This window comes from Streptomyces sp. NPDC001407, from assembly GCF_042895325.1.
GTDB lineage: Bacteria > Actinomycetota > Actinomycetes > Streptomycetales > Streptomycetaceae > Streptomyces.
In genome coordinates, this window is sequence record NZ_JBIAWF010000046.1 from 1 (window position 1) to 26,294 (window position 26,294).

29 protein-coding genes are annotated in these 26,294 nt (G+C 72.6%); 12 read left to right on the plus strand and 17 right to left on the minus strand.

All coding sequences use genetic code 11. From position 1 onward, the window contains the following. Positions 1-184: 184 nt before the first annotated feature. Entirely contained in the window at positions 185-925 is a 741-nt protein-coding gene (locus tag ACFY1P_RS34370; RefSeq protein ID WP_390752918.1) for an SDR family oxidoreductase, read from the minus strand. A 213-nt stretch (positions 926-1,138) separates the two neighbouring features. On the opposite strand from ACFY1P_RS34370, the gene ACFY1P_RS34375 reads away from it, so the two are divergent. Continuing rightward, the gene (locus ACFY1P_RS34375) at positions 1,139-1,798 is read left to right on the plus strand and encodes an NAD(P)H-dependent oxidoreductase (RefSeq protein WP_361534832.1); all 660 of its coding nucleotides are present in this window, start codon (positions 1,139-1,141) and stop codon (positions 1,796-1,798) included. Between the two features lie 25 nt (positions 1,799-1,823). Here ACFY1P_RS34375 and ACFY1P_RS34380 read toward each other — a convergent pair whose 3' ends face one another. Continuing rightward, positions 1,824-2,885: an ATP-dependent DNA ligase gene (locus tag ACFY1P_RS34380; protein WP_361534835.1), complete on the minus strand. Its 1,062-nt coding sequence runs from the start codon at positions 2,883-2,885 to the stop codon at positions 1,824-1,826. A gap of 91 nt (positions 2,886-2,976) precedes the next feature. On the opposite strand from ACFY1P_RS34380, the gene ligD reads away from it, so the two are divergent. From ligD to ACFY1P_RS34405, 5 genes are all read left to right on the plus strand, one after another. After that, a complete protein-coding gene (gene ligD / locus ACFY1P_RS34385; RefSeq protein WP_390752919.1) occupies positions 2,977-4,008 on the plus strand; it encodes a non-homologous end-joining DNA ligase in 1,032 nt (343 codons plus the stop codon). Positions 4,009-4,161: 153 nt separating this feature from the next. Then, positions 4,162-4,557, plus strand: coding sequence for an SH3 domain-containing protein (locus ACFY1P_RS34390; RefSeq protein WP_361534841.1), 396 nt, complete (start codon positions 4,162-4,164; stop codon positions 4,555-4,557). A gap of 308 nt (positions 4,558-4,865) precedes the next feature. Then, on the plus strand, positions 4,866-6,065 hold the full coding sequence (locus tag ACFY1P_RS34395; RefSeq protein WP_390752920.1) for a hypothetical protein: 1,200 nt from the start codon (positions 4,866-4,868) through the stop codon (positions 6,063-6,065). 89 nt (positions 6,066-6,154) lie between these two features. Further along, the gene (gene iscX / locus ACFY1P_RS34400; RefSeq protein WP_361529405.1) at positions 6,155-6,355 is read left to right on the plus strand and encodes a Fe-S cluster assembly protein IscX; all 201 of its coding nucleotides are present in this window, start codon (positions 6,155-6,157) and stop codon (positions 6,353-6,355) included. 69 nt (positions 6,356-6,424) lie between these two features. Continuing rightward, on the plus strand, positions 6,425-7,099 hold the full coding sequence (locus ACFY1P_RS34405) for an AIM24 family protein (RefSeq protein ID WP_390752921.1): 675 nt from the start codon (positions 6,425-6,427) through the stop codon (positions 7,097-7,099). A 102-nt stretch (positions 7,100-7,201) separates the two neighbouring features. Here the strand turns inward: ACFY1P_RS34405 and ACFY1P_RS34410 are convergent, their stop codons facing one another. From ACFY1P_RS34410 to ACFY1P_RS34435, 6 genes are all read right to left on the minus strand, one after another. Then, complete coding sequence (locus tag ACFY1P_RS34410; protein ID WP_361529411.1) at positions 7,202-7,816, minus strand: hypothetical protein; 615 nt, start codon at positions 7,814-7,816, stop codon at positions 7,202-7,204. A 268-nt stretch (positions 7,817-8,084) separates the two neighbouring features. Next, positions 8,085-8,528, minus strand: a complete 444-nt coding sequence (locus tag ACFY1P_RS34415; protein WP_361529414.1) for a CBS domain-containing protein — start codon at positions 8,526-8,528, stop codon at positions 8,085-8,087. A 147-nt stretch (positions 8,529-8,675) separates the two neighbouring features. Further along, complete coding sequence (locus tag ACFY1P_RS34420) at positions 8,676-8,981, minus strand: MTH1187 family thiamine-binding protein (RefSeq protein WP_361529417.1); 306 nt, start codon at positions 8,979-8,981, stop codon at positions 8,676-8,678. 52 nt (positions 8,982-9,033) lie between these two features. Then, positions 9,034-10,191 (minus strand): MAB_1171c family putative transporter, encoded by a 1,158-nt coding sequence (locus tag ACFY1P_RS34425; protein ID WP_390752922.1) that lies wholly within the window; start codon positions 10,189-10,191, stop codon positions 9,034-9,036. Next, positions 10,176-10,709 carry a ParH-like protein gene (locus ACFY1P_RS34430; RefSeq protein WP_361529423.1) on the minus strand — a complete coding sequence of 178 codons (534 nt, stop codon included), beginning with the start codon at positions 10,707-10,709 and terminating at the stop codon, positions 10,176-10,178. The genes ACFY1P_RS34425 and ACFY1P_RS34430 overlap by 16 nt, the downstream gene beginning before the upstream one ends. Before the next feature lie 310 nt (positions 10,710-11,019). Next, a complete protein-coding gene (locus ACFY1P_RS34435; RefSeq protein WP_390752923.1) occupies positions 11,020-12,246 on the minus strand; it encodes an aromatic acid exporter family protein in 1,227 nt (408 codons plus the stop codon). Between the two features lie 185 nt (positions 12,247-12,431). Between ACFY1P_RS34435 and ACFY1P_RS34440 the strand changes: the two genes are divergently transcribed. Together ACFY1P_RS34440 and ACFY1P_RS34445 are read left to right on the plus strand one after the other, a co-directional pair. Continuing rightward, entirely contained in the window at positions 12,432-13,112 is a 681-nt protein-coding gene (locus ACFY1P_RS34440) for a ScbR family autoregulator-binding transcription factor (protein ID WP_390752924.1), read from the plus strand. A 224-nt stretch (positions 13,113-13,336) separates the two neighbouring features. Then, complete coding sequence (locus ACFY1P_RS34445) at positions 13,337-13,879, plus strand: hypothetical protein (RefSeq protein ID WP_361529432.1); 543 nt, start codon at positions 13,337-13,339, stop codon at positions 13,877-13,879. A 28-nt stretch (positions 13,880-13,907) separates the two neighbouring features. Here ACFY1P_RS34445 and ACFY1P_RS34450 read toward each other — a convergent pair whose 3' ends face one another. Next, entirely contained in the window at positions 13,908-14,429 is a 522-nt protein-coding gene (locus tag ACFY1P_RS34450; protein ID WP_361529435.1) for a DM13 domain-containing protein, read from the minus strand. An 85-nt stretch (positions 14,430-14,514) separates the two neighbouring features. After that, on the minus strand, positions 14,515-15,204 hold the full coding sequence (locus ACFY1P_RS34455; protein WP_361529438.1) for an AAA family ATPase: 690 nt from the start codon (positions 15,202-15,204) through the stop codon (positions 14,515-14,517). A gap of 368 nt (positions 15,205-15,572) precedes the next feature. Between ACFY1P_RS34455 and ACFY1P_RS34460 the strand changes: the two genes are divergently transcribed. Continuing rightward, positions 15,573-16,595, plus strand: coding sequence for an alpha/beta hydrolase-fold protein (locus ACFY1P_RS34460; RefSeq protein WP_361529470.1), 1,023 nt, complete (start codon positions 15,573-15,575; stop codon positions 16,593-16,595). Positions 16,596-16,718: 123 nt separating this feature from the next. Beyond that, entirely contained in the window at positions 16,719-18,623 is a 1,905-nt protein-coding gene (locus tag ACFY1P_RS34465) for a BTAD domain-containing putative transcriptional regulator (protein WP_390752925.1), read from the plus strand. Here ACFY1P_RS34465 and ACFY1P_RS34470 read toward each other — a convergent pair. From ACFY1P_RS34470 to ACFY1P_RS34485, 4 genes are read right to left on the minus strand one after another with little or no spacing between them, the layout of a single operon-like run. Further along, positions 18,524-19,780: a hypothetical protein gene (locus tag ACFY1P_RS34470; RefSeq protein WP_390752926.1), complete on the minus strand. Its 1,257-nt coding sequence runs from the start codon at positions 19,778-19,780 to the stop codon at positions 18,524-18,526. The two genes, ACFY1P_RS34465 and ACFY1P_RS34470, sit on opposite strands and share 100 nt — an antisense overlap. Positions 19,781-19,822: 42 nt before the next feature. Then, positions 19,823-20,500 carry an alpha/beta hydrolase gene (locus ACFY1P_RS34475; protein WP_361529447.1) on the minus strand — a complete coding sequence of 226 codons (678 nt, stop codon included), beginning with the start codon at positions 20,498-20,500 and terminating at the stop codon, positions 19,823-19,825. Positions 20,501-20,503: 3 nt separating this feature from the next. Then, on the minus strand, positions 20,504-21,697 hold the full coding sequence (locus ACFY1P_RS34480) for a flavin-dependent oxidoreductase (protein WP_390752927.1): 1,194 nt from the start codon (positions 21,695-21,697) through the stop codon (positions 20,504-20,506). Beyond that, positions 21,694-22,062, minus strand: coding sequence for a nuclear transport factor 2 family protein (locus tag ACFY1P_RS34485; RefSeq protein WP_361529453.1), 369 nt, complete (start codon positions 22,060-22,062; stop codon positions 21,694-21,696). The genes ACFY1P_RS34480 and ACFY1P_RS34485 overlap by 4 nt, the downstream gene beginning before the upstream one ends. Before the next feature lie 88 nt (positions 22,063-22,150). On the opposite strand from ACFY1P_RS34485, the gene ACFY1P_RS34490 reads away from it, so the two are divergent. Continuing rightward, positions 22,151-23,047 carry a LysR family transcriptional regulator gene (locus ACFY1P_RS34490; RefSeq protein ID WP_390752928.1) on the plus strand — a complete coding sequence of 299 codons (897 nt, stop codon included), beginning with the start codon at positions 22,151-22,153 and terminating at the stop codon, positions 23,045-23,047. 30 nt (positions 23,048-23,077) lie between these two features. Here ACFY1P_RS34490 and ACFY1P_RS34495 read toward each other — a convergent pair whose 3' ends face one another. Together ACFY1P_RS34495 and ACFY1P_RS34500 are read right to left on the minus strand one after the other, a co-directional pair. Continuing rightward, on the minus strand, positions 23,078-24,049 hold the full coding sequence (locus ACFY1P_RS34495) for an LLM class F420-dependent oxidoreductase (protein ID WP_361529458.1): 972 nt from the start codon (positions 24,047-24,049) through the stop codon (positions 23,078-23,080). 97 nt (positions 24,050-24,146) lie between these two features. Next, complete coding sequence (locus tag ACFY1P_RS34500) at positions 24,147-24,689, minus strand: DUF6328 family protein (protein WP_361529461.1); 543 nt, start codon at positions 24,687-24,689, stop codon at positions 24,147-24,149. Between the two features lie 187 nt (positions 24,690-24,876). Between ACFY1P_RS34500 and ACFY1P_RS34505 the strand changes: the two genes are divergently transcribed. Next, positions 24,877-25,200 carry a plasmid stabilization protein gene (locus ACFY1P_RS34505; RefSeq protein ID WP_361529464.1) on the plus strand — a complete coding sequence of 108 codons (324 nt, stop codon included), beginning with the start codon at positions 24,877-24,879 and terminating at the stop codon, positions 25,198-25,200. 73 nt (positions 25,201-25,273) lie between these two features. On the opposite strand, the gene ACFY1P_RS34510 is transcribed toward ACFY1P_RS34505, so the two are convergent. Continuing rightward, complete coding sequence (locus ACFY1P_RS34510) at positions 25,274-25,750, minus strand: VOC family protein (RefSeq protein WP_361529467.1); 477 nt, start codon at positions 25,748-25,750, stop codon at positions 25,274-25,276. Positions 25,751-26,294: the final 544 nt, after the last annotated feature.

Below are 26,294 nucleotides of genomic sequence, written 5' to 3' on the forward strand. Positions count from 1 at the left end.
TGGGCGTTGTTGGCGTTGGTGACGTCGTTGGGTCCGTTGTGTTTTTGGTGGGTGGGGCGGCGTGGTGAGGGTGGTTCGGGTGGTGGGGTGTCGGTTGTGGCGCCGGGTGGGTCGGAGGCGGCGGGTGTGACGGGCCGGGTCGGAGAACGCAGCCCGGCATAGGGCGAGGCTTTTCCCGCCTCTCCTACGCTTCTCTGTGCAGCATTCGCTCCGCAGCCCTCGGGTCCCTTTCCCACTCGGCCCGCAGTTGCAGGGAAAACGCGTCGGGGAAGATGTCCTCGTCCCCGGAGGCGAGGGCGTCGAGCGTCGCCCGCGCCACCTCTCCCGCCGTCGCGGGCGGGAATTCGCCGAACGCCGGGTCGTAGTCGGTGACTTTGTCGAACATGTCGGTGCCGACCGGACCCGGGAACACCCCGTGCACGGTGATGGAGCGCGGCGCCAGATCGTGCCGGATCGCCTGGGTCAGGGAATTCAGGGCCGCCTTGGACGGGGGATAGCCGCCCAGCGACGGCGTGCCGCCGAAGGCCCCGACGCTGATGACATTGACGATCGCCCCGCCCTCATTGCGCTCCAGGACCGGCACGAAGGCCCGGATCATCCGCAGCGTGCCCAGGTAGTTGGTGCGCATCACGCGCTCGACGTCGTCCAGGTCCATGTCGAGCAGATGGCCGACCCCGAGCAGGCCGGCATTGTTGACGAGCAGGGTGACATCGGTGGCGGTCCGCGCCGCGGCGGCGATCGTGCCGGGCTCGGTGAGGTCCACCCGGAGCGGCACCACCCGGCCCTCCCCCTGCCCCGCCGCCGGATTCCGCGCGGCCGCGTAGACGCGCTTCGCACCACGCGCGAGGAATTCCGCCACAAGGGCCTTTCCGATACCGCGGTTGGCGCCGGTGACGAGCACGGTCGCGCATTCGATCCGCACCATGGCCGGTCCTCTCTTCCCGAGCTTCCCGAGGTTTCCCGATCTCCCGAGCTTTCCGATCTTCCGGATCTTTCCGCTCTTCTGCCGGAAGCCGGCCCTTCCGCCGGATTCCGTGTTCCCCAGCCATCCCTACCCGGATCCGTACGGCCCGGTGGGGGTGCGGAGCGGGTGCGGAGAGCGGACGCTGGATGCGGGATCACCAAGAGGAGGGCCCGTATGGCCACCGACGCTTCGCCCCCGCCGATGGACGTGCTCGTCCTCGGCGCCTCACTGCGGGGCGGCTCGCTCAACGCCCGCCTGGCCGCGCTGGTGGCCCGGCTGGTCCAGGAGGCCGGAGCCACCGCGGATCTCGCCCATATGGGGGAGTTCGCCATGCCGGTCTACGACGGCGACACCGAGGTCGCCGAGGGACTGCCGCCGGGCGCGCTGGCGTTGAGCGAGCGGTTGTCGCGCAGCGACGCACTCGTGATCGCGTCCCCGGAGTACAACGCCTCCGTCCCCGGCGGGATCAAGAACGCCATCGACTGGGTGTCCCGGATCAAGCCACAGCCGTTCAAGGACAAGCACGCGCTGCTCGTCTCCGCGTCACCGTCCCTCGTCGGCGGGAACCGCGGCCTGTGGGCCCTGCGCGTGCCGCTCGAACACCTCGGCACCCGCGTCTACCCCGACATGTTCAGCCTCGCCCGCGCGCACGAGGGCTTCACCGACAGCGGGGACCTCGCGGACACCGGACTTCACGAGCGGTTGGTGGAGGCGGTCGCCGCGTTCCTCCAGCTGGTGGAGGCGGACACCCGCTACGTATGCCTCCGGCGCCGCTGGTACGAGTTCCTCGGCGACCGCACCGACGCCGAGGTCACCCAGCGCGCCCAGGACTGACCCGCCGGCCCGTACGGCCCCGGGGTCAGCCCCCGAGGACGTCGGCGAGGTCGAAGCCGGGCGTCTCCTCCAGCTGGGCGTACGTGCACTGTTCGGGCTCCCGGTCGGGGCGCCAGCGGCGGAACTGGGTGGTGTGGCGGAAGCGGTCGCCCTGGAGGTGGTCGTAGGCGACCTCGCAGACCCGCTCCGGGCGCAGGGGCAGCCAGGAGAGGTCCTTGGTCCCCGTCCACCGCGACGGGCCGCCCGGCAGCCGGCCCGTGGCCTGCGCCTGGGGGTCCGCCCACTGCTGCCAGGGGTGGCCTGCCACGGTCTCCATGCGCAGCGGCGCGAGCTCGGTCATCAGCTCCTGGCGGCGGCGCATGGGGAACGACGCGCACACGCCGACGTGCTGGAGCCGGCCCGCCGTGTCGTACAGCCCCAGCAGCAGGGAGCCGACGACGGGGCCGCTCTTGTGCAGCCGCAGGCCCGCGACCACACAGTCGGCGGTCCGCTCGTGCTTGACCTTGATCATGGCGCGCTCGCCCGGCCGGTAGGGGAGGCCGGGCGGCTTGGCGATCACACCGTCCAGGCCGGCCCCCTCGAACTGCTCGAACCACGCCTGGGCCGTGGCCCGGTCGTGGGTCACCGGCGTGAGGTGCAGTGGCGGTGAGGCGTCGCGGAGCGCGTTCTCGAGCGCCTCGCGGCGGGCGCTCTGCGGGGTGTCGAGCAGCGAGTCGTCGCCGAGGGCGAGCAGGTCGAAGGCGACGAAGCTCGCCGGCGTGACCTGGGCCAGGTGGGTGACGCGGGAGGCGGCCGGGTGAATGCGTTCGAGCAGGGCGTCGAAGTCCAGGCGGCCCTCCCGGGCGATGACGATCTCGCCGTCCAATACGCAGCGCGGCGGCAGCTGGTCGAGCAGGGCGCGGACGACCTCGGGGAAATACCGGGTCAGCGGCTTGGTGGTGCGGCTGCCCAGTTCGATGGAATCGCCGTCGCGGAAGACGACGGCCCGGAAGCCGTCCCATTTCGCTTCGTACTGCATGCCGGGCGGAATGGCCGGTGCGGTCTTCGCCAGCATCGGCCGCAGCGGTGGCATGACGGGGAGTTCCATGACCGTGATTGTGCGGGCGTACGGATCCGCGCGCCCGTCGGCTCCCGCGCGGTGTGTTGTGGCAGGTGGAGGGCGCGCTTAGCGTGAGCGCATGGGCGAGGCAATGGAACTCACCGTCGGTGACCGGGTCGTGCGGATCTCCCACCCGGACAAGGTGTATTTCCCCGAGCGTGGTTTCACCAAATACGACGTGGTCCGCTATTACCTCGCCGTCGGGGACGGAATCGTCCGCGCGCTGCGGGACCGGCCGACGACGCTGGAGCGCTATCCGGACGGGGTCGGCGGTGAGTCGTTCTTCCAGAAACGCGCGCCGCACAACCTCCCCGACTGGATCCCCACCGGCCGGATCGCCTTCCCCAGCGGCCGCTACGCCGACGAGCTGTGTCCCCGCGAGGTCGCGGCCGTGGTGTGGGCGGCGAACCTCGGGTGCCTCACCTTCCACCCCTGGCCGGTGCGCCGCGACGACACCGAGCACCCCGACGAGCTGCGCATCGATCTGGACCCGCAGCCCGGCACCTCGTACGCCGACGCGGTGCGGGCCGCCCTGGAACTGCGCGGTGTGCTGGAGGGACTGGGACTCGTCGGCTGGCCGAAGACCTCCGGCGGGCGCGGTCTGCACGTGTTCGTGCCGATCCTGCCCCGGTGGACGTTCGTCCAGGTGCGGCGCGCCGCCATCGCGGTGGCCCGCGAGCTGGAACGGCGCATGCCGGGGAGCGTCACCACGAAGTGGTGGAAGGAGGAGCGCGGGGAGAAGGTGTTCGTCGACTACAACCAGACCGCGCGTGACCGCACCATCGCCAGCGCCTACTCCGTGCGCCCCCGCCCGCACGCCCCCGTGTCCGCACCCCTGTTGTGGGAGGAGGTGCCGACCGCAGTACCGGAGGACTTCGACCTCGCCAGCATGCCGGACCGCTACGCGGACGTGGGGGACGTGCACGCGGGCATGGAGGAGAAGCCCTGCGGCCTGGACGCGGCCCTGGAGCTCGCGGACCGCGACGAACGCGAGCACGGGCTGGGTGATCTGCCCTATCCGCCCGAACACCCCAAGATGAAGGGCGAGCCGAAGCGGGTCCAGCCCAGCCGCGCCCGCAAGAAGGCGGCGCCTAACGAGCCCGGCGACTGACGGCGGGCACCCGGCGGGGTGACCGGTGTGGAGAGGTTCACCCTGGCCCCATGAGTCTGGATGGGTGTGTCTCGGTTTATTCCGGTTTACCCCTGGTTGAGGGGTGGGAAATTGGGCAGTGCGTTATCCACTCCGGACAACAGGGAGCTGTTTATGACCCAGACACTCGTGGCCCGTGGCGTGGCATTCTCGGTGGCCGTGCTGGCCGGGGGGATGCTGGCAGCCACGCCCGCACACGCGTCGGCCCCGGTACCGGTACCGGGCAAGCCGTTCGGCACGATCAGCAGCACGACCGGTCTCAACGAGCGTGCCTACCCCAGCACCGACGCCCCGGTGCGGGCCACGCTCGCCCGCGGTACCAAGACCGCGCTGCGCTGCAAGGTCCGCGCGCAGGACGTCGGCGGCAACAACGTGTGGTACCAGCTGCGGGACAGGCCGACGTGGGTGAGCGGGGTGTACGTCACCAGCACCGGCAACGTCCCGCTCTGCCGGGAGGTCTCCCACACCGCGCTGGACGACAGCCCGACCGTCCGGGCCGCGATGGGCTGACGCGGAACGGCAGGGGCGGCGGCGCGAGGCGCCGCCGCCCCTCCTGACTGCGGTCACCGCGCCCGGATCGCACCGATTCCGGTAGCAGGGGCCGGATTTCGGCGTGCCCCTGGCGCGGTGGCCGTGGGGCATCCCGCCCCCGATGAGGGCCATGGCATCTACAGTTGCTGTTGCCTCCCCGTACCGCCCGGGGTGGCGGGGGTGCGGCTGGGGAGAGCGGTCAGGCCGGAGGGATGTGGACTGTGAATCACCCGAGTCGGGGTTGTGTGCTGTTGCTGGACGGCACGCCTGACCGGCGTCGTGGTGCGGTGCCGAATCCCACGTTGCACGCGGTGGTGGGGGCGGATCCACGGGGGCTCGTGTCGGCGGACGCGGTCGACGTCGTCCAACTGCCCGGCGCGGCGGGCCAGCAGAGCGTGCTGGCCTATCTCCAGCACGCCGCCGCGGGCCCCGGCCCGCTCCTGGTCTGGGTGACCGGGCGGCTGATGGTCTCCTCCTCGCGCCGCCGCGGCGGCGGTGAGGTGCACCTGGCCCTGTCGGGCAGCACACCGGGCTCCGTCCGCTATACGGGACTGCCCTGGTCGTGGCTGACGCGCACGCTCGGCGCGCACCAGGGGCCGGTGCTGCTGGTGGCCGACGTCGAGGCCGACCCCGCCACCTGGCCGACGGTAGCAGCCGCCGCCGAGAGCGGGCAACTGTCCGAGGGCATCGCGCTGTTCGGCGTCGTCACCCCCGCTCCGCCCGCGCCCGCGCAGGAGGCCGGACCGTACACCCGGGCCTTCCTCGGCGCGCTGCGCGCGGGCAGTCCGGGCGCGGGCCCCGCCGTGGACGCGGCGGCGGTGCACCAGTGGGCGCTCGCCGAGTCGGGGCTGGGCGGCCAGGCGCTGGCCCTGGCCTACGGCGCGTCAGGGCCGGTCCTGAACAACGCCGCCCACCTGGCGCGTTCGGCCCCCGCCCCCGAACGGGCGCCGGTCCGCGACGCCGTGCCGCTCTCGGCCCTCGCACCCCTGACGCCCGTGCCCGTCGCCGTACGGGCACCCGCCGACGCCGTGCCCGCGCCCGCGGCGGCGGTGCCCGCGCAGGACGACCCGCTGGCCGGGATCCTCGCCGCCGCCCGTGCCGGGCGCCACAACGAGGCGGCCGCGATGGCTGCCGCGTGGGAACAGCAGGCGCTGCGGCGGCACGGCCCGCAGAGCCCGGAAGCGGGGCTCTGGACCGAAGTGCGGGCCGATCTGGCCCGGTTGGCGGGTGATCACGGGCGGGCGGCGGAGCTGTGGATGTCGGCGGCGCGCGCCCGGCTGGAGCGCGGCGGGACCGGCGACGCCGAGGCGGTCGCCGCGGTGAAGCGGGCCCACTACTGCTGGCAGCACAGCGGGGAGCGGGCGCCCGGCCTGGCCGCCGGACTGCTCGCCCTGTGGGAGCGGGTGCCCGGTGGTGAGGGCGCCGCCGATCACGTCCGTACGCACCTGCGCACCCTCCAGGACGTACCGCCCGCGGCAGCCCGCTGAGGCGCCGGGCCGCCGCCGGGCCGGGTGGGCGTCGAGCGCGGCGGGTGGTGGCCTGGACCCGGCGGGCCGGGTGGGACACACTTCAGCCCATGCAGTGGACTGACATCGATCGGATCGCGGCGGGCCTCGCCGAGAAGCACCCCGGTGCGGAGCCCCTGAAGGTCGACTTCCTGGATCTGCGCGACCGGGTGGCCGGGCTGAGCGGCTTCAGCGGCGACCCCACCCGGGTGAATCTGCGAATCCTCGAATCCATCCAGCTGGCCTGGCTCGACCGGATGGGCATGGGCTGACGGCAGGGCCCGTCCGCCCCGTACGGGCCGCGTTTGGTGATCTGCGGGCCGCAGTGGATCATGCTGCTCATGCACAGCGACCTCTTCGCCCCCGAGAACATGGTTCAGCCCGCCACCGCGCCGGGCATGACCCTGCAGAACGCCAAGTCGATCAAGTACGTCGTCCAGGGCGAGTGCTACGCGCGCCAGGGAGCGATGGTCGCCTTCCGCGGCAACCTCCAGTTCGAGAAGCTCGGCCAGGGCGTGGGGAATTTCCTCAAGCGCGCCGTGACCGGCGAGGGCCTCGCGCTGATGACCGCCAAGGGCCAGGGCGACGTGTGGTTCGCGCACGAGGCGGCCAACTGCTTCATCGCGGACATCGCGCCCGGCCGGAGCCTCACCATCAACGGGCGTAACGTCCTGTGCTTCGACCCCACCCTCTCCTACGAGATCAAGGTCGTGAAGGGCGCGGGCATGACCGGCGGCGGGATCTTCAACTCCGTCTTCACCGGCCACGGCAAGCTCGGCGTCATCTGCGAGGGCAACCCGATCGTCATCCCGGTCACCCCCGGCGCGCCGGTCTTCGTCGACACCGACGCCGTCGTCGGCTGGACCACCGACCTGCACACCTCCCTCCACCGGTCGCAGAGCCTCGGCTCCATGCTGCGCGGCGGATCGGGCGAGGCGGTGCAGCTGAAGCTGGAGGGGCAGGGGCACGTCATCGTGCGGCCCAGCGAGGCCAAGCCGGAGCGCACCGGGCACTGACCGGCACTGACCGGCACTGACGGGGCGTCGGGGCCGGGTGCGGCCCCGTCTCACCGGTCCCGTCGGGTCCGGCTGTACGGGGCCGCCGCTCCTGGCCGGCGGTCAGGTGAGCAGGCTGGTGAGCAAGCCGCTGACCAGGGCGTCCAAGCCGCCGACCGCGGGGCGCAGGGCGCCGACGAGGCCGTGGAGGAGCCCGCCCACCACGCTCAGCAGACCACCGCCGCCGAAGTGCGCCCCGTTCATGCTGCGCGAGTCCGGGGTGACGGCGATGTCGTTCTTGGCGAGCTGCGCCGTCGCCCCGACAGCGTCGGTCGTCGCCGTCGCGATGGTGTTGACGTCGGGTGTCGCGGCCGTCGCCTGCTGCTGGAGCGCGGCCCGGGCGCCGTTGAGCTTGGTGAGGTGCTCCTTGACGGAGGCACAGTTGCGGATGTCCTTCTGCGGCGCCGGCTGAGCCGCGTCGCAGCTCTGCGCGGCCGTGTTGGCCGATGCGGTGACGACGTTGGTGTCGATGGCCTTCACCCCGTCGGCGGCGGCCCGCCGCAGTGCGTCGGGTGCCAGCACGGCGCGTGCGGGTGCGGCGGGTGCGGCGGCCGCGGCCTTGGTGACGTGCGGGGGAGCCGCGGGTGCGGGCGTCGCCAGAGAGGTCGTCATCACGAGCGCGACGGTGCCGCACGCTGCGCTGACGAGGGCGAGGCCGGTGGTGCGAGGAGCGGGCATGGACGTACTCCTTGGAGCGGAGGGATCTTCAACGATCACCTTGCGGCCGCCCCTGGGACCCCGCAATCGGACAGCGGCCAAGGGGGTACCCCATGGCCGCTCCGGTCGTCTTCTTTCCCTCCGTCAGAACCCCTTCGTATCCTCCAATTCGCCTGCACGCGGCGCCCGTTGACGGGGCGCCAGTGGCCCTTTCGGAACCTGATGGGCCGTCCGCTACGGGGGTGACGCCCTGTCGGCCGATCAGCCGAAAGTCCGTCAGGGAAGCGGGTCAGTGGGCGGCGGCGTAGACCCTCGCCGCGAACTCCGCGATCTGCTCGTCGCTGAGGTTCTTCGCGAGGTTGGCCTCCGTGATCATGCCGACCAGGCGGTGGTCGTTGCGGACGTCGATGACCGGAAGCCGCTTGATCTGGTGGCGCTCCATGCTCTCCAGCGCCTCCGTGGCGTCCGCCTCGGCATCGATCCAGTGCAGCTGCGAGCCCAGCTCGCCGGCCTTCACCCCCGCCGGGTCGCGACCCTCGGCGACGCACTTGACGACGATGTCCCGATCGGTGATCAGGCCCTTGAGGCGGTTGTCGGAACCGCAGATGGGCAGACAGCCGACCGCCAGGTCACGCATCATCTCCGCCGCGTCGGCCAGCGACTGCTGCTCGTCGACACACTGCACGCCCGCGGACATGATCTCGCGGGCCTTGAGCTGCTTTCTCGTAGCCATGATCGCTCCTGACTTGCGCGCACGACGATGGGGTGCGCCGGGCCTCGTCCCGCGGCCTCCTGGGTCCCCGACCGCGCACAGGCCGGGCGGCGGGCCCTTCGCTCCCTCCATCGCAACACGGATGGCGCAACGCCGCCACGCCGGTCCTCAGCGCGCGCCGTAGCCCGGCAGGTGCCGCTCCATGAGCTCGACCTTGCCGTCGAGCGGCCGCTCCATCCCCGGCCACAGATCGGCCTGGAGGACGAGCTGCACCCGTGGCGCCGTGGCGGCGACGGCCTCCGTGGCTCGCTTGACGACGTCCATCACCTCGTCCCACTCGCCCTCGATCGTCGTGTACATCGCGTCGGAGCGGGTCGGCAGCCCCGATTCGCGGATGATCCGTACCGCGTCCGCGATGTGTTCCGGGAAGGACTCCCCGACGCCGAGCGGCGTCAGCGTGAAGGCGATGAGCACGTGCTTGTCCTTTGCTGAGAGGGATCTGCGAGAGGTATCGGTGAGAGCCGGGTCAGACCGGGCTGCCGAGCGAGGCGCGGTACGCGTGGACGGCCGGCGAGCGGTACGCCGACGCGACCTTCAGCAGGCTGCCGATCTCGTCGGCGAGATCCTGCGCCCCCGGTCCCGCCAGATTGGCCGTCTGGGCCTGCGGGTCCTGCCCGGAGCGCTTGGCGTGCAGGGCCGCGGCCAGCCAGCACGCCGTCACATGCGCGTCGACCAGCGGCTCCGGCACGCCCTGGCCCTCGACGTGCGTGCGGACGACCCCGAGGGTCGAGGCGGGGACGTAGTTCCGCAGCACGATCATCGCGTCCCTGATCTCGATGACCCTGCGGTAGAGGAGCAGCTGGAGCGGCACGGCCGCGGCGCCCAGCCGGTTGCCCGGCCGCAGCACCACGTCCGGCGTGGTCGCCGTCAGGTCCTGCCACAGCCGGTCCAGCCCGCGGTAGGACCTGCGGTCCCGCAGGTGGTCCCGGACCAGGGCCAGCACGGGCAGCGCCGCCCCGAGTGCCATGAACGCCGCCTCCACGCCGGTCACCGGCGAGAACAGTGGGGCGAAGACGGTGGACCGCGTCCGCAGATAGAAGAGCTTCAGCACCCACAGCAAGGACGCCAGCAGGATGCCCGTGCCGAACAGCCGCAGGCCCAGGCGCAGCAGCCGTGGCGTGCCCGGTCTGCGGCCGTAGCTCCAGCAGACGATGCCGCACGTGGTGTCGGCGGTCAGGTGGAAGGCGAAGAACACCCACCAATAGGCGTCCGGCACGCTCGCGATGTCCCGGGAGGGGGCGATCTGGTTGCGGGCGTGCGGGGGCCCGCCGAGGTCCAGCAGCACCAGCGTCACCATCACCGCGAGCGCGGCCCCGAACACCAGGGTCGTACGGCGCTGCCGCCCCGCCGCGCCGAAGATGAACCACAGCACCGCCGCCGCGTCGACGATGCTGAACAGGTGCGTGGACAGGTCGATCCAGTGGGCGTCCGCGATCACCCGCGCCAGCACGTCGGTCACCGGCTCCAGATGCATCGACATCGCCAGCGCGATCATCACGAGCGCGAACCACAGCGGCCGCTGCTCGCGGTGCCGGATGCCCTGCGGAGCCCGGACGACGGCCACCGTCCACAGGGCGATGATGCCGGCGTTCTCCACCCACGGCTGGTCTAACGAGCGGAACACGACGCCCCCGTACGGTGGCCGGTCCGCAGGCCCATGGCCGATTCCAGCCCGCCCAGCATCCCCGACAGCAGCGTCGGCGCGGGGACCCGGCCGGCGGCCTCCAGGATGAGCGTGGCGATCATCTCCGCCTCCTGTTCCTGCTCGTCGCCGTAGCGGATGCGGGCCAGCACCTGCCGGACGGACCGCGGGTCGCTGATGTCGAGGTGGCGGTAGAGCTCCTGGTCGTCCACCGCGGACCGGTGGTTGCAGACCAGGTGCCCGATCTCGTGCACGATGATGTGCTCCTGGTGCAGCGGGCTGGTCTGCGCGTCGTAGAGCACGAAGTCCTCCGTGTCCACCGACAGCAGCATTCCCGACGGCGTGCCGGGAACCGTCGGTGTGGGCAGCGCCAGCAGCCGCAGCGGCCGGTCGCGGTCGGCCGCGAGCCGGGCGCACAACTCCTGGGCGGAGAACGGGTCGGGGATCGGAATGCCGCCGATGACCTGCTGACATCGACGGCGCAGACGCCTCCAGTGCATCTCGGTCGGCTCTCCAGGAAGGGTCGGGACAGGGGGACAGAGAACCCGGTAGCCGCGGCGCGTCACAGTGCCACCGTGAGACCACGACGGCCGGGGACGCGCGCGGTGCGGCTCCCTCGCTGTCCCTTCCCCCGGACAGTTCCTGGCAGCATCACGAGCCCCTTCGCACTTGCCCCCCGGCCGGTGTGATCGTAGATCGTCACGAGGTCTCCTGCCAGGTTTTGGCCCATAGTTGACCGTCACGGTCCGTACGACCAGGCCAACTTCCCGTCATATCGGCCGTATTCCCCGGCCGGCATGGGAGGCCCGCTCAGCCCAGGGTGCTGCGGCGGCCGAAACGGCTGCTGCGCAGGCGGCGTTTGAGGCTGTCGAGCACGGGATGACGCTCCCGCTGCTCCCGCGAGCGGAGGTCGAGTTCCTCCACCAGGCGCTGGGTGCGCTTCTCCACGTCGAGTTCGTCCAGGATCCGGTCGATCTCCGTCAGCAGGGCGCCGTGCAGCTGCCACTGGCGCGGATGCTCCAGCACCTTGTCGAGCAGGAGGTGGGCCGCCCGGTCGCGGGCGGTGCGCCCGGCGGCCAGCGCCTCGCCGAGCCGGATCTCCGCGTCCTCCGCGTTCGTGGTCACGTGCGTGGTGATGACGACCGCGAAGCTCTGCACCGCGCGGGCGAGCCCGTCGAAGACCTCCTCCAGCGCCTCGGCCACGTCCTCCGTGAACAGCGGCTCGTCGGTGCGCTCCTTGGCCAGGTCGGTCAGGGTGCGGGCGGTGACCCGCAGGACCACCGCCGAGATCTCCAGCGCGTCGAGACCCGTGCGCAGCACCACGCGGTAGAGCAGGCCCTCCCGGACCCGGGGGTTGAGCCGCAGGCTGTCCTCCGCCTGCCGCAGCGCGGCGTCGACCTCGACGATGTCGTGGTCCAGCTTCCGCGCCTCGTGCAGCCGGGCCGCCGCCTCGGCGACCGTGGTGTGGCCGCTGATCTCCTGTCCGATGTCCTGGAGCAGCCGGCGCATCCGGCCCGCCAGGTCCTCGATGGCCTCCCCGGCGGGCTGCACCCACACCGGGGGCACGAACAGGACGTTGAACAGCAGGCCCACGACCGCGCCGATCAGCGTCTCCAGCACCCGGTCCCAGGAGGTCTCCGCGACCCGGGTGACCCCCAGGACGAGCATCGCGCTGATCGCCACCTCGGGGACGAACTCGCCCACCTTCACGAACCGGCCGATGACCAGCGACGCCAGGATGATCAGCCCGAGGCTCCACCACGTCAGCCCCACCAGCACGCTGAAGCCGATGGCGATGAGCACGCCCGCCACCACCGAGTTCACCCTGCGGATGCCGGTGGTCAAGGTGGCGTAGAGCGTCACCTGCACGACCAGCAGCGCCGTCAGCGGGGCGGTCAGCGGCGCCGGTTCCCGGCTGAGCCACAGGGCCACCACGTAGGAGATCACCGCGGCCAGCGTGGAACGCACCGTCTGCACGACCGCAGGTTCCCGGCCGCGCCGCACCAGTGTCGTCAGGGGGTCGGAGAGCGCAGGCACCCTGTGCCCCTTCCCGCTCACCGCTACCTCGGACACCCGATCGGCCGTCACGCCACCCGGGCGGTCGCCCGGCGCGGGGCCGGTTCCCGTACGCGATAGCGTCCAGGGGCGGCCAGGGGTTCGACGGCCGGTGATAATATACGAACTGGCCGGTTTTATTTTCGTGCGATGCAGGAGGTGCCCTCGTGGCGAAACAGGCGCGGGCGATCCAGACTCGCCGCACGATCCTGGAAGCGGCCGGTGCCGTCTTCGACGAGTTCGGGTACGAGTCCGCGACGATCGCCGAGATCCTCTCGCGGGCGGGGGTGACCAAGGGTGCGCTGTACTTCCACTTCGCGTCCAAGGAGGAGCTGGCGCGCGGGGTCCTCGAAGCGGCGATCACCACCGAGGGCGTCATACCGCAGGAGTCCAAGGTCCAGGAGTGGGTGGACGTGGGCATGGTGCTCGCCCACCGGCTGCCGAAGGAGCCGCTGCTCAGCGCCCCGATCCGGCTGTCTGCCGACCGCCGGGCGCGGGAGCTGTTCGGCACGTCGTGGGCGGGGTGGATCGACTATCTCGCGGAGATGCTGACCGCTGCCAAGGAGCAGGGCGAGCTGCTGCCGCATGTCGACCCGCGGCAGATCTCGGTGCTCTTCGTGAGCGCGTGGACCGGTGTGGAGATCGTCGCCACGGCGGCGGCCGACGACGGCGAGGCGCTGGAGGACCGCATCGCGATGCTCTACGACTGCTTCCTCCCGAGCATCGCCGTGCCCGGCGTCCTGGGCCGGCTGGACACCGCGCCGGACCGCGGCGGCCGGATCTGGGAGGCGCACAAGGAGCGGGCGCGCGCGGCCGCGGAGGGCGACGGGCAGGCGCTCCAGGGCTGATTTCCCGGACTTGGCCGGGCCGCGTGAGGGGGGGGCGGCCCGGCCATTCGCATGCCCGCCGTACGCCCATCACCTGCCCGGAATCGGGCAGAGAAACCAACTGGTTGGTTCTGTGTGCGGCTGTTGACTTCTCCGGCACCCCGTGGGACCCATGACGCGTACACGTCACTCGGCTTTTCGTGTCCGCCCGGCAACCCCCACCCCGGGCAGGAAGGAAGCACCCGATGCGTACGACGAAGAGACCCCCCAACCGCCCCCGCTCGATCGCCGGCGTGGCCATGGCCGCCGTCCTCGCGGGCGTCGGCGTCGGGCTCGCCGCACCGCCGGCCCTGGCCGACACCGTCGCCGTCCAGTACACCTGCACCGGACCCGGCGCCCCCAGCGGCGTGCAGTCCCTGAGCATCGCCGTGACGGCTCCGGCCAGTGTCGAGCAGGGCGGCACCGCGGACCTCACCGTCGATGTGATCACGACGCTCACCGCGCCCATCGACATCCCGGCCGGCAGCGTCAGCGGTGAGCTGAAACTCGACCTCGGCGGCGCGGCGACGGGCAGCGCCACCGCCACCGGCTTCACCAACTCCGACACCATCCCGAGCGGCACCCCGGTCACGGTGACCGGCGGCAAGGCGTCCGCCCGGCTCGACAACGCGGGCGCCACGACCTTCTCGCCCGGCGACGCCACCGTGCACGTCTTCGGCGTCACCGTCGCCTGCTCGGTATCGGGCACCGCCCCGGTCGCCGCCACCACCCAGGTGGGAGGCTCCTGACCGAGGGACGGCGCGGCCGGGCCCCGCGTCAGACGCGGGTGAGCCCGGCCGCGCCGAAGGAGACGTCGAAGCGGTCGCACCAGATGCTGACGCTCGTGAACCTGTCGAGGTCCAGACCGGCGGGCAGGGCGTAGTTCTGGTCGCCCTTGTTGCCCTTGAGGGAGCCGAGGCTCCGGTGGGCGCCGTCGTCGAAGACGTACCAGCCGGCCCGGCCCTCCTTCACCGGGGCGTCGGTGATCAGGACGCGCAGGTCCGGGCCGTTGCTCGTGTCGAGGTTCTCCAGCCGCAAGGTGCGTGTGCCGTCGGGCAGTTCGAGGATCCGCACCGTACCGCTCGTGCTGTGCTCATGGCTGATCAGCTCGCCCACGGCCAGGGTCCGCGGGCCGCGCCCCGGCGCGTCCGCCGCCGCGGGCACGGTCTCCCGCACCGTGGTGTCGACCCACAGCTTCCACGGCTGGAACCAGACCACCCCCGCGCCGACCGCCACAAGCCCGGCCACCAGCAACCCCACCACGACCGGCCTGCCGGGCATCCGTCGTACGCGTCCCATCTCGTCCTCCTGAAAGCCATGTGCTGTCAGGGGTTCCAACGGGCCGCGGGGGCGGGTGCGATCCGGGACGGTGATGACGAAAGTCTTACGCGCCCTCCCGGCGGGCGGGAGCGGCAGTCGTACGCGGGCCGGGGACGTGCCCGCCCTCCGGGACGAACTCCACCGCCGCCACACGCTGCCGCGAGGTCCCGTCGAGCAGGACGACCGAAGCCGCCTCCGGAACGGCGCTCGCCCCGGCGGGGCCGGAGAGTGCCCGCAGGAGTGCGACGAGCCGCCGGTCGTGCCGGGCGAAGACCCGGCCAGGAGCCCACCGGCCCCGGGCGTCCTGGCCCGCCAGGGCCTCGGCCGCGCCGACGTCCAGCAGCACCAGATGCAGCTCGCGCCCCTGCCGCCCGGCGGACCGGGCGAGCCATCGCCGCAGCCACGGGCGGCTGCCGCAGTCGTGCACCAGCACCGGGTCGCCCGCGCGCACGGCCGCGCGCAGCCACCGCACGTGCTCCAGGCGTGCCCACGGCCGGTAGACCGCGTACGGCAGGCGCGCGGGCATCACCGCCTCGCACGCCTCGTGGACATCGCGCGGGTCCACCGCGGTGGCGGCGGCCCCGCCCCAGCGGCGCAGCAGGGTGCTCTTGCCGCTGCCGGGCAGACCCGACACGACGACCACGGCGCCGGGCGGATAGGACAGCAGGGCGGGGGCGCCGCCCACTCCCCGGAAGTCGGCCAGGCCACGCGGCCGCAGCCGCCCCGCCGGAGCCTCGATGCTCGAACCGCCCACTGCCGCCCCCTGCCCGAATCGATGCCCACGTCCGCCGGGCACGGCCCAAACTACGGCACGGCGCAGGACGCCGGCCGTGGCCGCGTAAGATTCTCCTGCCCGCCCAGGGGCGGAAACAGTTCACGGGTCCGATGTGTTGATTCCGTGACGGGCGGAGCCCCGCGCACATGATGACCAAGGTCACGATCCCCGGTGGGAACCTGTGACGGGGTCAGGTGCTCCAGTAGGACGGAACAGACCATCATGTCCTTCGGGGCAACAGCATCATCCGGAGCGACGCGATGACGCACTCACCTTCCGGGGCCTACCAGTCCCGTGGCCACCGCCGTGCATCACGCGCCAAACGATGGACCATCGTTGTGGCGTCCATAGCCGTACTCGGACTGATCACGGGGGGTGTCCTCGACTACCTCAAGATCGGACCGTTCTCCGACAAGGGTGAGAAGGTCAGCTTCGGCCAGCCGGCGCCCGCGGGCAACGGCGGCCAGGCCGGCGGGAACAACGGCGCGCAGCCCGCCGCCGACTCCAAGGTCCTGATGCCGACCGGGCCCCAGGCCGAGTTCAAGAACGTCAACACCCTGGGCGACGGCACGCACATCGCCGTGACCACCCTGGAGGGCAAGAAGTCCGGTTTCACGGGCAAGGTCTGGGTCTGGGCCCCCAAGGAGTACGGCGAGGCCAAGTTCGCCAACAGCGGCTTCCCCGTGCTCGTCGCCCTGCCCGGCGGCCCCGGCTTCCCGGACAACTACTGGATGGGCACCAACCTCAAGCTCCAGTCGTCCATCTCCAAGTGGTACGCGGAGGGCAAGAGCAAGCCCTTCCTGCTGGCCATGCCCGTGCTGAACCCGAAGAACAACGGGACGTACTGGGACGGCAGCGACATCCCCGGCCAGCCCAAGATGGGCACCTGGCTCACCGACGACGTCCCGGACCTGATGAAGCAGAACTTCCGGACCATCAAGTCGCGTGACGGCTGGGCCTTCATGGGCTCCTCCTCCGGCGGCTTCGCGGGCATGAAGGCCGTGCTCAAGCACCCCGACCGCTTCAAGGCCGCCATCGCCTCCGGCCCGGACATCGTCCCGGACTCCCCGCTGTGGAAGGGCCACAAGAAGGAGATGGACGAGAACAACCCCGAGCTGCTGGCCAAGGACCTGATCGCCAAGGGCGGCCCGGAGGTCTACCTCGCCTTCCAGTACGGCACGCGGGAGGACCCCATCACGATCAACGGGGTCAAGAAGTTCGTCGCCACCTACGGCAAGGGACCGGTCCACACCAACGTGAAGGTGATCGAGGGCGGCAAACACGACGCCTACACCTACGTGCCGAGCATGGGCCAGGGCCCCATCCAGTGGATCAGCGAACAACTGGAAGGCCCGATCCCGGCCTCCTGACGCAGCGCCCCACCCGAAGCCGCGAGAGCCCGCCCGGTCTCGCGGCTTTCCCATGCCGGGGCGCGGCTTGCCCGCGTTTACCCTGTGACCAGGGGTTTCTCAGGACGAACAGGGGCTTTGGGCATGGGTGGGGAAGAACCCGCGGATCCGTTGCGATTCACCGTCCTCGGACCGGTACGGGCCTGGCGGGGCAGCACCGAACTGCCGTTGGGGGCGCGCCAGCAGCGCTGCGTCCTGGCGGTGCTGCTCCTGCGCGCCGGCACCACCGTACCGGCGGAGGAACTCGTCGACGCCCTCTGGGGCGAACGGCCGCCGCTCGCGGCCCTGGGCACCGTCCGCACCTACGCCTACCGGCTGCGCAGGGTCCTGGGCTACGGCACCATCGGCCCCGACGCGGGCGGCTACCGCATCGGGACCGCCCCCGGAACCGTCGACGCCGCCGAGTGCGAACGCCTCGCGGCCGAGGCGGCCCGCCACCGCTCCGCCGGACGCGCGGAAGCGGCCTTGACGGCCTTGCGGCAGGCCCTCTCGCTGTGGCACGGCGAGGCGCTGCCCGGACTCCCCGGCCCGTACGCCGAACGCCAGCGCGCCCGTTGGGCCGAGCGCCGCCTCGAACTCCTCGAAGCCCGCCTGGAGACCGAGCTGGAGCTCGGCCGCCACGACCGCATCACCGGGGAGCTCACCGAGCTGGCCGGCGCGCACCCGATGCGCGAGCGCGTGTCCCACCTGCGGATGCTCGCCCTCTACCGTGCCGGACGCCAGGCCGAGGCCCTGGACGCGTACGCCGCCGCCCGCCGCACCCTGATCACCGAGCTCGGCGTCGAACCCGGCCCGGAGCTGCGGGAGCTGCACGGCCGGATACTCGCCGCGGACCCCGCCCTCGCGCTGCCCACCGGACCCGTCCACACCCTCACGAAAGCGTCCGAGGACCCCGCTGCCGCACCGCCCGCAACCCTCCCGTCCGAGCCGGAGCCCTTCACCCCGCCGCCCACGCCCCTGCCCGCCCCCAGGCAACTCCCCGCCAGGTCCGCGGACTTCAGCGGGCGACAGGCCGAGAAGGCCGCGCTGCGCCAGGCCCTGCTCGGTCCCGGGACGCCCGTCGCGGTCGTCTGCGGGCCCGGCGGCGTCGGCAAGACCGAACTCGCCGTCCACCTCGCCCACTCGCTGGCCCCGCACTTCCCCGACGGCCAGCTCTACGCCGACCTGCACGGCGAGGACGGCCGGCCCGCCCCGCCCGAGGAGGTCCTCGCCTCCTTCCTCGGGGCGTTCGGCATCCCCCGCGACGCGCTGCCCGCCGGGCTCACCGAGCGGTCCGTCCTCCTGCGGTCCGTGCTCGCCGGACGCCGCGTGCTCCTCGTCCTCGACGACGCGCGGGACGCCCGGCAGGTGCGGCCCCTGCTGCCGGGCGGGCCCGGCTGCGCCGTCCTGGTCACCAGCCGCGCCCGGCTCACCTCCCTGACCACGGCCCGCTCCGCCGAACTGGGCGTCCTCAGCCCCGACGAGGCCCTCCGCCTGCTCACCGGCATCGTCGGCGAGGACCGCGTGCACGCCGACGAGAGCGCCGCGCGGGAACTGGTGGCCGCCTGCGGACACCTTCCCCTGGCCGTCCGGATCACCGCCGCCCGGCTCGTCAGCCGGCCCTTCTGGACTCTCGCCTGGATCCTTCCCCGGTTCGCCGACGGCCGCGGTCGCCTCGACTTCCTGCGCACCGGAGACCTCTCCGTGGAGACCACCTTCCGCCGCGGCTACGACCGGTTGGAGCCCGCGCAGGCGCGCGCCTTCCGGCTGCTCGCCGTCCCCGACACCCCCGACCTGCCCCTCGACGCCGTCGCCGCCCTGCTCGGCCTGCCCCGCGACGCGGCCGAGAACCTCGCCGAATCGCTCGCGGACGCCTCCATGCTGGAGACCCCCGCCCCCGAGCGCTACCGCTACCACGGCCTCCTGCGCGACTTCGCCCGTGGCCTCGGCGCGGACCACCCAGCCGCCCTGGACCGGCTCGTACCCGCCGGAGCCGCCGGCCGGGCGTGACCGAACGTCATGCGCAGGAAGCGCGGGCGGTAGATGTCCGCCCGGCGGATGACGTCGTCCGGCACGAGGCTGTTGACGTTGTAGGAGACGACGAGCTCGTCGGGGCGCTCGAGTTCCGGGTGCTCGTGAGGGTTGTAGGCGAAGACGTTCCGGTCGCGGTAGGTGCCGCCCGCACCCGCCTCCGGGGCGGTGAACACCGTACGGGGCCGGGTGAACGGCCCGTTGGGCGTGCGCGACCAGGCGAGCTGCACCTCCGCGCTGAACGGCCGGTCCGCGCGCTGGGTGCACAGCGCGTACCAGGCGCCGTGCCGTACGACGCTCAGTTCGTCCGAGGTGCGCAGCGCGGCCCCGTCCGGCCCGGACAGCCGGGCGGAGCGGTGCTCGTCGGGGGACCAGGTGCCGCGGCCGGTCCAGAACTGCCAGGGCCCGCGCAGGTCGGAGCCGGTGACGCGGGCCAGGTGGAGGTGGTTGCCGAGGCCGGGAGCCTTCTCGGTGCCGTAGACATAGGTGTGCCCGCCCTCCCGGGACAGCCACGCGCCCCACGCGATGCCGGCCGACGAGGGCAGCGGCGTCAGCGACCGTGGCGCGGGCCCGCCGCCGGGGCCGAACCGGCCCAGGGCGTTGCCGCGCCAGGCGATGTCCAGCGGTCCGGGACCGGTGCGCGCGTAGTGCGCGTAGACGACCTGGACACCGCCGCGGCCGGGGAGCCCGGCCCGCGACCAGTACCAGTCGCCGGGCCCCGGGCCGGACACGACGGACGCGGGGGCGCCGGCCGCGTCCCGTCCGGTGAGGGTGTGCGGGCCGGTGCCGTTCCAGAGGACGAAGCTGTTGTGCACGAAGGGCGTGGCACCGCGGCCGGTGAGGGGGGAACGCGAGCCGTCGGGGCGTACGGTGCCGAGGAAGGTGTCGGAGAAGACCCACAGTTCGCCCTCCGGGACGGGCACGGAGTACGTGCTGTCGCCGCCGGTCCAGTGCCTCGGCGAATGGTTCCGCTCCGCATATCCGGCGAACGCCCCGTCGAGCGCCGCGTCCGCCCGCACCCGGGTGACCTCCGGCGGGTGCGCCGCGGGCGGCAGGAAGGCGCAGGTGGCGAGGAGAGCGCAGAGCAGCACGACGGGGGAGCGCAGCCGGGCCGCAGGACGACGAGGAGTTCGCATGGCACCAGCCATAACGAGCGAACGCCCCCGAGGTGGCCGGCCTCAGTCGGTGCCGGCCGCCTCCAGCGCCACCTTCAGCAGCTCGCCCGGCGCGCCCCGCATGACGTCGTGCGTGGACGCCACCGCCCGCACCCGCCACGCCGGATCGTCGAGCAGCCGCTCGTACGTGGGCCGGAACGGCGTCTCCGCTTCCCACCGCTCCGCGTACACGTAATACCTGCGCCGGACCTGGTCCAGGCCGCCGCGCAGGCGGATCGCCTGGAGCAGGGACGCCAGCGGGTGCGGGGTCGCGCGGGGGTCGAGGAAGGGCAGGGGCGCGGTCGCGTAGCCCAGGGCCCCCACACCCCGCAGATACCAGTCCCGGACGGGGGCGTTGGCCAGCGTCCAGCAGGAGTCGCCGTCGGCGGGGACGAAGGCGTCGACGTAGACGAGGCCCTTGACGCGCTCGGGCATCCGGTCGGCGGCCCCCGTCATCACCATGCCGCCGTAGCTGTGCCCGACCAGCACCGCGTCGGTGATGTCCTCGTCCACCAGCAGGTTCACCACGTCGTCGATGTGCGTGTCGAGATTGACCGAGGAGGTGAGGAGGTGCTTCCGGCCCCCGACCCCGGACAGCGTGATGGGGTACGCCTCGTGTCCGTGCCGCCGCAGCTCGCGGGCGAGCGGCTCGAAGCACCAGGCGCCGTGCCAGGCGCCCGGGACGAGTACGAAGGTGGCCATGGGTCACTCCTTCTGACAAGGGGTCAGGGAGGCGCGGGCGTTGAGCACGTCCACGTCGCTCCCGGTGGTGTGCCGGTAGGCGTCGGTGATACGGGCCAGGTCGTGCGGGGACCGCACGGTGGCACGGTTCATTGTGCGGTTGGCCAGGACGACGGCCGCCGTCGGCTCCCGGCGGGCGGCCTCGTAGCGGGCCAGCCCCTCGGCCACGTCGCCGGACCGCGCGAGCTCGTACGCGAGCACCCGCGCGTCCACGACCGCCTGGGAGGCGCCGTTGGCGCCGACGGGATACATCGGGTGCGCGGCGTCACCGAGCAGCGTCACGCGTCCGCGGCCCCAGGCCGGGAGCGGGTCGCGGTCGACCATGGGGTAGGTGAGGATCTCCTCGCTGCCGGCCAGCAGGGCGGGCACGTCCAGCCCGCCGAGCCGCCAGCCCGCGTAGTGCGGCAGCACGTCCGCCGCGCGGGCGGTGCGGTTCCAGCCGGCTTCCTCCGCGAGGGGCGCGGGCGCGGACTCCCGCACCTGGCACACCCAGTTGATCCGGCCCCGGCCGATCGGATAGGCGATGAGCTGGGTGTCCCCGTCGCGCAGGATCGCCATCGAACGCCCGGCGCGGAACGGTTCGGACCGCGTCGTGCCCCGCCACATCCGGATGCCCGACCACAGCAGCGGCCCGCCGTCCGGACGCAGCCGGGCGCGTACCACCGAGTGCAGCCCGTCCGCGCCGACGAGCGCGTCGGCGGTCATGCCGCCGGTGGCGCCCGTCGCCCGGTCGACGAGACCGGCCTGTACGCGGCCCGCCACCTCCTCGAAGCACGTCAGGCGGATCCCCGTACGGACCGCGCCGGCGCCCAGCCGTTCGCGGACCGCCGCCAGGAGCAGCAGCTGGAGTTCGCCGCGGTGGACCGAGAACTGCGGCCAGCGGTAGCCCTGCGCGAGACCGCGCGGCTCGGTGAAGATCTCCTGGCCGTCGCGGTCGCAGTGGACGATCTCGGCGGTCGCCACCCCGATCCCTGCGAGGCCGTCCCCGAGACCGAGTTCGGTCAGTTCGCGTACGGCGTGCGGCAGGAGGTTGATGCCGACGCCGAGCGGGCGGATCTCCCGGGCGCTCTCCACCACGACCGCGTCGACGCCCGCGGCGTGCAGGCTCAGCGCCGTGGTGAGACCGCCGATGCCCGCTCCGGCGATCAGTACGGTCATCGTCCGGCCGGGATCTCGGGGCGGTCGATGACGCGCAGCCAGGTGCCGTCCGGCTCGCGGCGCGCCACCTGCACGCGGCCGCCGGTGCCGTCCGCCGGGCGGGTGGAGGTGAGGGCGAGGTCGCCGTAGCGGACCGTCGGCAGGGGCTCCTCCACCACGAAGGGCAGCGGTGCGTGGGCGAGCATCCGCTCGCACACGGCGCGGATCGCCTCCCTGCCGACCGTCGCGGTCCCGGGCGGGAAGGCGAGCACGGCGTCGGGGGCGTAGAGCGCGGCCAGCCCCTCGGCGTCGCCGGCGTTGGCGCGCTCCACGAACAGGCGGGCCAAGTCCTCGGGCGTGCGGGCGGATTCACGGTGCACGGTCATGGTGACTTCCTCTCTCGTGCTTCCACTCTGTGGCAGCGGTGATCAGAAGTCCAAGAGATAGGTTTTCTGATTGCTAGAATCAGCGGTTATGGAACTCCGGCAGCTCGCCTACTTCGTCGCCGTGGCCGAGGAGCGCAACTTCACCCGCGCCGCGGAGAAGGCCCACGTGGCCCAGCCCGGCGTCAGCGCCCAGATCCGCAAGCTCGAACGGGAGCTCGGGCAGGAGCTGTTGGACCGCTCGGGCCGCGAGGTGCGGCTGACCGAGGCGGGCGAGGCCGTCCTGCCCTACGCCCGGGCCGCCCTGGCCGCCGTCGAAGGCGCCCGGCTCGCCGTCGACGAACTCACCGGACTCGTCCGCGGCCGGGTCGCCGTGGGCACCGTGACCTCGCACAACGTCGACCTGCCCGGCCTGCTGGCGGGATTCCACGACGACCACCCGGCGGTGGAGATCACCCTCACCGAGGCCAACTCCGACCGGCTCATGGACGACCTGCGGGCGGGCCTCCTCGACGCGGCCGTCATCAGCATCGGCAGCACCACCCCCGCCGGGCTCGACATACGGATCGTCGACGACCAGCCGATCGTCGCCGCGGTCGCCCACGACCACGAACTCGCCGTCCACCGGACCGTCTCGGTCGACACCCTGCGCGGCCGCGACCTCATCAGCCTCCCCAGGGGAACGGGCCTGCGCACCCGGCTCGACGACGCCTGCGCGGCCGCCGGCTTCACCCCGCGGATCGCCTTCGAGGCCAGCGACCCCGGCGTCCTCGCCCAGCTCGCAGCCCGCGGCCTCGGCGCCGCGATCCTGCCGGGCGCGTTCGCCGAGGCCCGGTCGGACGAACTGCGCAGCATCACCATCGACCGCCCGGCACTCCGCGGCCGCCTCGCCTTCGCCTGGCGCGCCGACGGCCCCGCCGGCCCGGCGGGCCGTGCGCTCGTGGCGCGGGCCCGGACGACGCTGGGCACCGGCGCCTCGCGGTGCTAGCCCACTACAGTCCCCGCGCCCTGTCGGCCGCTATGCCCCTTCCTCGCGGCCCGGCAGCCGAGGCAGCACCTTCGTGCGGTAGAAGTCGAAGAAACCCTGCTGGTCAGGGCCGATCTGATTGACGTAGACCGTGTCGAAACCCGCGTCCGCGTACGCCGTGACCGCCTCGACGTGTGCCTCCACGTCGTCACCGCAGACCACCGCGTCCGCCACCTGCTCCGGCGTCACCAGCTCACTGGCCTGCTCGAAGTGCCGGGGCGTCGGCAGCAGTTGCGGCAGCTCGCCCGGCAACTGCTCGTTGGCCCACAGCCGGTGCGCCGTACGGACCGCCTGCTCGCGGTCCAGCCCCCAGCACACCTTCAGCCCGGCCTGCGCCGGCTTCACCCCGCCACCGCTGCGCCGGAAGCGGTCCACCGCCTCGCCGTCGGGCGTCATGGTGATGAAACCGTCCCCGATCCGCCCGGCCAGCTCGGTCGCCGCCGGGCCGAACGCCGAGATGTCGATGGGCACGGGCTCGTCGGGCACCGTGTGCAGCCGGGCGTTCTCCACCGTGTAGTGCTTGCCGTGGTGGCTGACCTCCCCGCCCTCGAAGAGGAGCCGCATCACATGGACCGCCTCCTGGAGCATCTCCAGCCGGACGGCCGCCTCGGGCCAGGGGGCGCCCAGGATGTGCTCGTTGAGCGCCTCCCCACTGCCCACCCCGAGCCGGAACCGCCCGCCCAGCTGCACGGCACAGGTCGCGGCGGCCTGCGCCGTCACCGCCGGGTGCAGCCGCATCGTCGGACAGGTCACCGCCGTCTGCACCGGCAAGGACGTGGCCTGGGACAGCGCACCGATCACCGACCAGACGAAGGGGCTCTGGCCCTGCGCCGAGTTCCACGGATGGAAGTGGTCGGAGATCCACAGCTTGGTGAAGCCCGCCTGCTCGGCCATCCGCGCCTGCTCGACCAGCTCGTCCGGCCCGTGTTCCTCGCTGGAGAGGAAATAGCCGTATTCCGTCATCGGGGTGACCTCCTGAAGGGCGGCTCTCAGCCACCGGGTAACCACCCCGCCGCCATGGAAACCCCTGGTCGTAGCACCCGCGTACGCAAGCGCCGCGCTACTCCCGGTGCCCGTAGCGGCGCAGCGCCCAGCCGGGCAGCCCGAACCAGCACAGCGCCAGCCACGTCACCACCCCGGCGACCACGTACGGCACGGCCGCGCTGTGCAGCGCGATGCGGAGGATGAGCAGCAGGGCCGAGGTGACCGTGGCCAGCAGCAGGACGACGCCGATCATCGTCAGGCGGGACGCCCAGGCGACCGTCTGCGGCTTCAGCCGCCGGCCGCTGACGATCCGGTGGAAGGAGACGGGCCCGATCAGCGCCCCGGTGGTGGCCGCGCCGAGCACCACCGTGACGACGTAGATGGTGCGGTCGGTATGGCCCAGCGTGGCGAACCGCGGTGTGAAGACCACGGTCAGCAGGAAACCGAAGAGGATCTGCACCCCGGTCTGGGTTACCCGCACCTCCTGGAGCAGCTCGCCCCAGCGCCGGTCCGCCCGCTCCTCCTCGGTCTCGTGACGGCCGCGCGGCGGCGGCTCCCCGGGCTCGGCGGGCGGGCGGGGTGCTCCCGTCCCCCCGTCCCGTGCTCCGCTCGCTGCCATGGCGTTCCCGTCACCCGATAGCCCTCGCCTGCGCGCCGGGTACCCCTTCCGGCCCGCGTCATGCCCCCGAGGACGAGCGGCCGGGGCGAGGTTGCGTCCGCCGCCGCCCTGTCTCAGTGTGGAACGGACGCGACCACCCCGTACGAGCGGCCGGGCGCGAGGCCCGGGCGCCGCTGAGGAGCGAGAGATGCCCCGAGGATCGAGCCCGAAGCGCGAGCGGCAGTACGAACACATCAAGGAGAGCGCCGAGGACCGCGGCGAGAGCACGAAGCGGGCCAAGGAGATCGCGGCCCGCACCGTGAACAAGGAGCGCGCCCGGTCCGGGGAGTCCCGCACCGCGAGCAAGAGCTCCACGCAGGACATGTCCTCGTCCAAGCGAGGCGGGCAGCGCTCCCACAGCGGCGCCCAGGGGCCCACGTACGACCAGCTCTACGCCGAGGCACAGCGCCGCAACATCCACGGCCGCTCCTCGATGAACAAGTCCGAGCTCAAGCGGTCCCTGGGGCGCTGACGCGCTTCGGTTTGCGGCGGCCGGTGATCTCGCGGAGAGAGCACCGGCCTTGTTGTGCGCGCCGCGCCGCCCGCTATCCGGCCGCGTCCGCCGCGGCGCGCACCTCCGCCAGGTCGATCTTCTTCATGCCCATCATCGCCCGCATGGCCCGCTGCGCCCGCCCCGGGTCGGGATCACTGAGCAACGCCTTCATCTCGGTGGGCGCCACCTGCCAGGACAGCCCGTACTTGTCCTTCAGCCACCCGCAGGGCCCTTCTTCGCCGCCCTCCGAGAGCTTGGCCCAGTAGTAGTCGACCTCTTCCTGACCGGCACAGTCGATCAGGAGCGAGATCGCCTCGTCGAAGGTGAACTGTGGCCCGCCGTTGAGCGCGATGTAATCCTGCCCGTCGAGCGAGAACTCCACGGTCAACACGGTCCCCGCGGGCCGGGGCCCGCCCTCGCCGTAGTGCAGCACCTTCTTGATCCGGGAGTTGGGGAAGATCGATACGTAGAACTCGGCGGCTTCCTTGCCGTTGGTGTCGAACCAGAGGGTGGGGGTGATGCGGGGCATGGGGGCTCCTGTTCGTGAGGGGTTCTGTACGTACGGTGACATCGGGGTGGGGTGGGCGCTACTTGTTTGGGGCGGTGTTCACGGCTGTGGCGCGGCGGGCTTTTTCGCTACCCCGCGGCTTCCTGGCTGCGTTCTGATGTGCGGCTCCGCGTGGGGCTCCGCGTGGGGCTCCGCCCTCGGCACCCTGACTGCGGGCCGGTGGGTGCGCTGCGGCGGGCTTTGTTCCCCTGCCTCGCCGCTTCCCGGCTGCGTCTAATTGCGGCTCCGCCGCGTGGGGGGCGCTGCCCCGGACCCCTGGGTGCGGGTGCGTCGGTGCCTGCGGCGCGTTGTTCCCCTATCCCGCCCCTTCCCGAAACTGGGGCGCTGCCCCAGACCCCGATGTGCGGGTCCGTTGCCGCCTGCGGCGGAGAGCGCCCTGCTGGGGGTCCCTCCGGACGAAGTCTGGGGGAGCGTCCTCAAACTCCCCCAGCTACCGCTGGGAGGTGCCCCCAACGGGCTGAATTGCGTGCCCCGAAGCCGGGGCCCCGCAACACGCTTCGCGTGG

Excerpts from the sequence above, each read along its gene's own strand:
- ACFY1P_RS34380 (WP_361534835.1), bottom strand. The coding sequence starts at position 2,885 with ATGGAACTCCCCGTCATGCCACCGCTGCGGCCGATGCTGGCGAAGACC.
- ACFY1P_RS34495 (WP_361529458.1), bottom strand. The coding sequence starts at position 24,049 with ATGACGGAATACGGCTATTTCCTCTCCAGCGAGGAACACGGGCCGGAC.
- iscX (WP_361529405.1), top strand. The coding sequence starts at position 6,155 with ATGCAGTGGACTGACATCGATCGGATCGCGGCGGGCCTCGCCGAGAAG.
- ACFY1P_RS34475 (WP_361529447.1), bottom strand. The coding sequence starts at position 20,500 with ATGGCCACCTTCGTACTCGTCCCGGGCGCCTGGCACGGCGCCTGGTGC.
- ACFY1P_RS34390 (WP_361534841.1), top strand. The coding sequence starts at position 4,162 with ATGACCCAGACACTCGTGGCCCGTGGCGTGGCATTCTCGGTGGCCGTG.
- ligD (WP_390752919.1), top strand. The coding sequence starts at position 2,977 with ATGGGCGAGGCAATGGAACTCACCGTCGGTGACCGGGTCGTGCGGATC.
- ACFY1P_RS34500 (WP_361529461.1), bottom strand. The coding sequence starts at position 24,689 with ATGGCAGCGAGCGGAGCACGGGACGGGGGGACGGGAGCACCCCGCCCG.
- ACFY1P_RS34485 (WP_361529453.1), bottom strand. The coding sequence starts at position 22,062 with ATGACCGTGCACCGTGAATCCGCCCGCACGCCCGAGGACTTGGCCCGC.
- ACFY1P_RS34415 (WP_361529414.1), bottom strand. The coding sequence starts at position 8,528 with ATGGCTACGAGAAAGCAGCTCAAGGCCCGCGAGATCATGTCCGCGGGC.
- ACFY1P_RS34410 (WP_361529411.1), bottom strand. The coding sequence starts at position 7,816 with ATGCCCGCTCCTCGCACCACCGGCCTCGCCCTCGTCAGCGCAGCGTGC.
- ACFY1P_RS34505 (WP_361529464.1), top strand. The coding sequence starts at position 24,877 with ATGCCCCGAGGATCGAGCCCGAAGCGCGAGCGGCAGTACGAACACATC.
- ACFY1P_RS34445 (WP_361529432.1), top strand. The coding sequence starts at position 13,337 with ATGCGTACGACGAAGAGACCCCCCAACCGCCCCCGCTCGATCGCCGGC.
- ACFY1P_RS34465 (WP_390752925.1), top strand. The coding sequence starts at position 16,719 with ATGGGTGGGGAAGAACCCGCGGATCCGTTGCGATTCACCGTCCTCGGA.
- ACFY1P_RS34470 (WP_390752926.1), bottom strand. The coding sequence starts at position 19,780 with ATGCGAACTCCTCGTCGTCCTGCGGCCCGGCTGCGCTCCCCCGTCGTG.
- ACFY1P_RS34375 (WP_361534832.1), top strand. The coding sequence starts at position 1,139 with ATGGCCACCGACGCTTCGCCCCCGCCGATGGACGTGCTCGTCCTCGGC.
- ACFY1P_RS34430 (WP_361529423.1), bottom strand. The coding sequence starts at position 10,709 with ATGCACTGGAGGCGTCTGCGCCGTCGATGTCAGCAGGTCATCGGCGGC.
- ACFY1P_RS34510 (WP_361529467.1), bottom strand. The coding sequence starts at position 25,750 with ATGCCCCGCATCACCCCCACCCTCTGGTTCGACACCAACGGCAAGGAA.
- ACFY1P_RS34490 (WP_390752928.1), top strand. The coding sequence starts at position 22,151 with ATGGAACTCCGGCAGCTCGCCTACTTCGTCGCCGTGGCCGAGGAGCGC.
- ACFY1P_RS34370 (WP_390752918.1), bottom strand. The coding sequence starts at position 925 with ATGGTGCGGATCGAATGCGCGACCGTGCTCGTCACCGGCGCCAACCGC.
- ACFY1P_RS34405 (WP_390752921.1), top strand. The coding sequence starts at position 6,425 with ATGCACAGCGACCTCTTCGCCCCCGAGAACATGGTTCAGCCCGCCACC.
- ACFY1P_RS34450 (WP_361529435.1), bottom strand. The coding sequence starts at position 14,429 with ATGGGACGCGTACGACGGATGCCCGGCAGGCCGGTCGTGGTGGGGTTG.
- ACFY1P_RS34480 (WP_390752927.1), bottom strand. The coding sequence starts at position 21,697 with ATGACCGTACTGATCGCCGGAGCGGGCATCGGCGGTCTCACCACGGCG.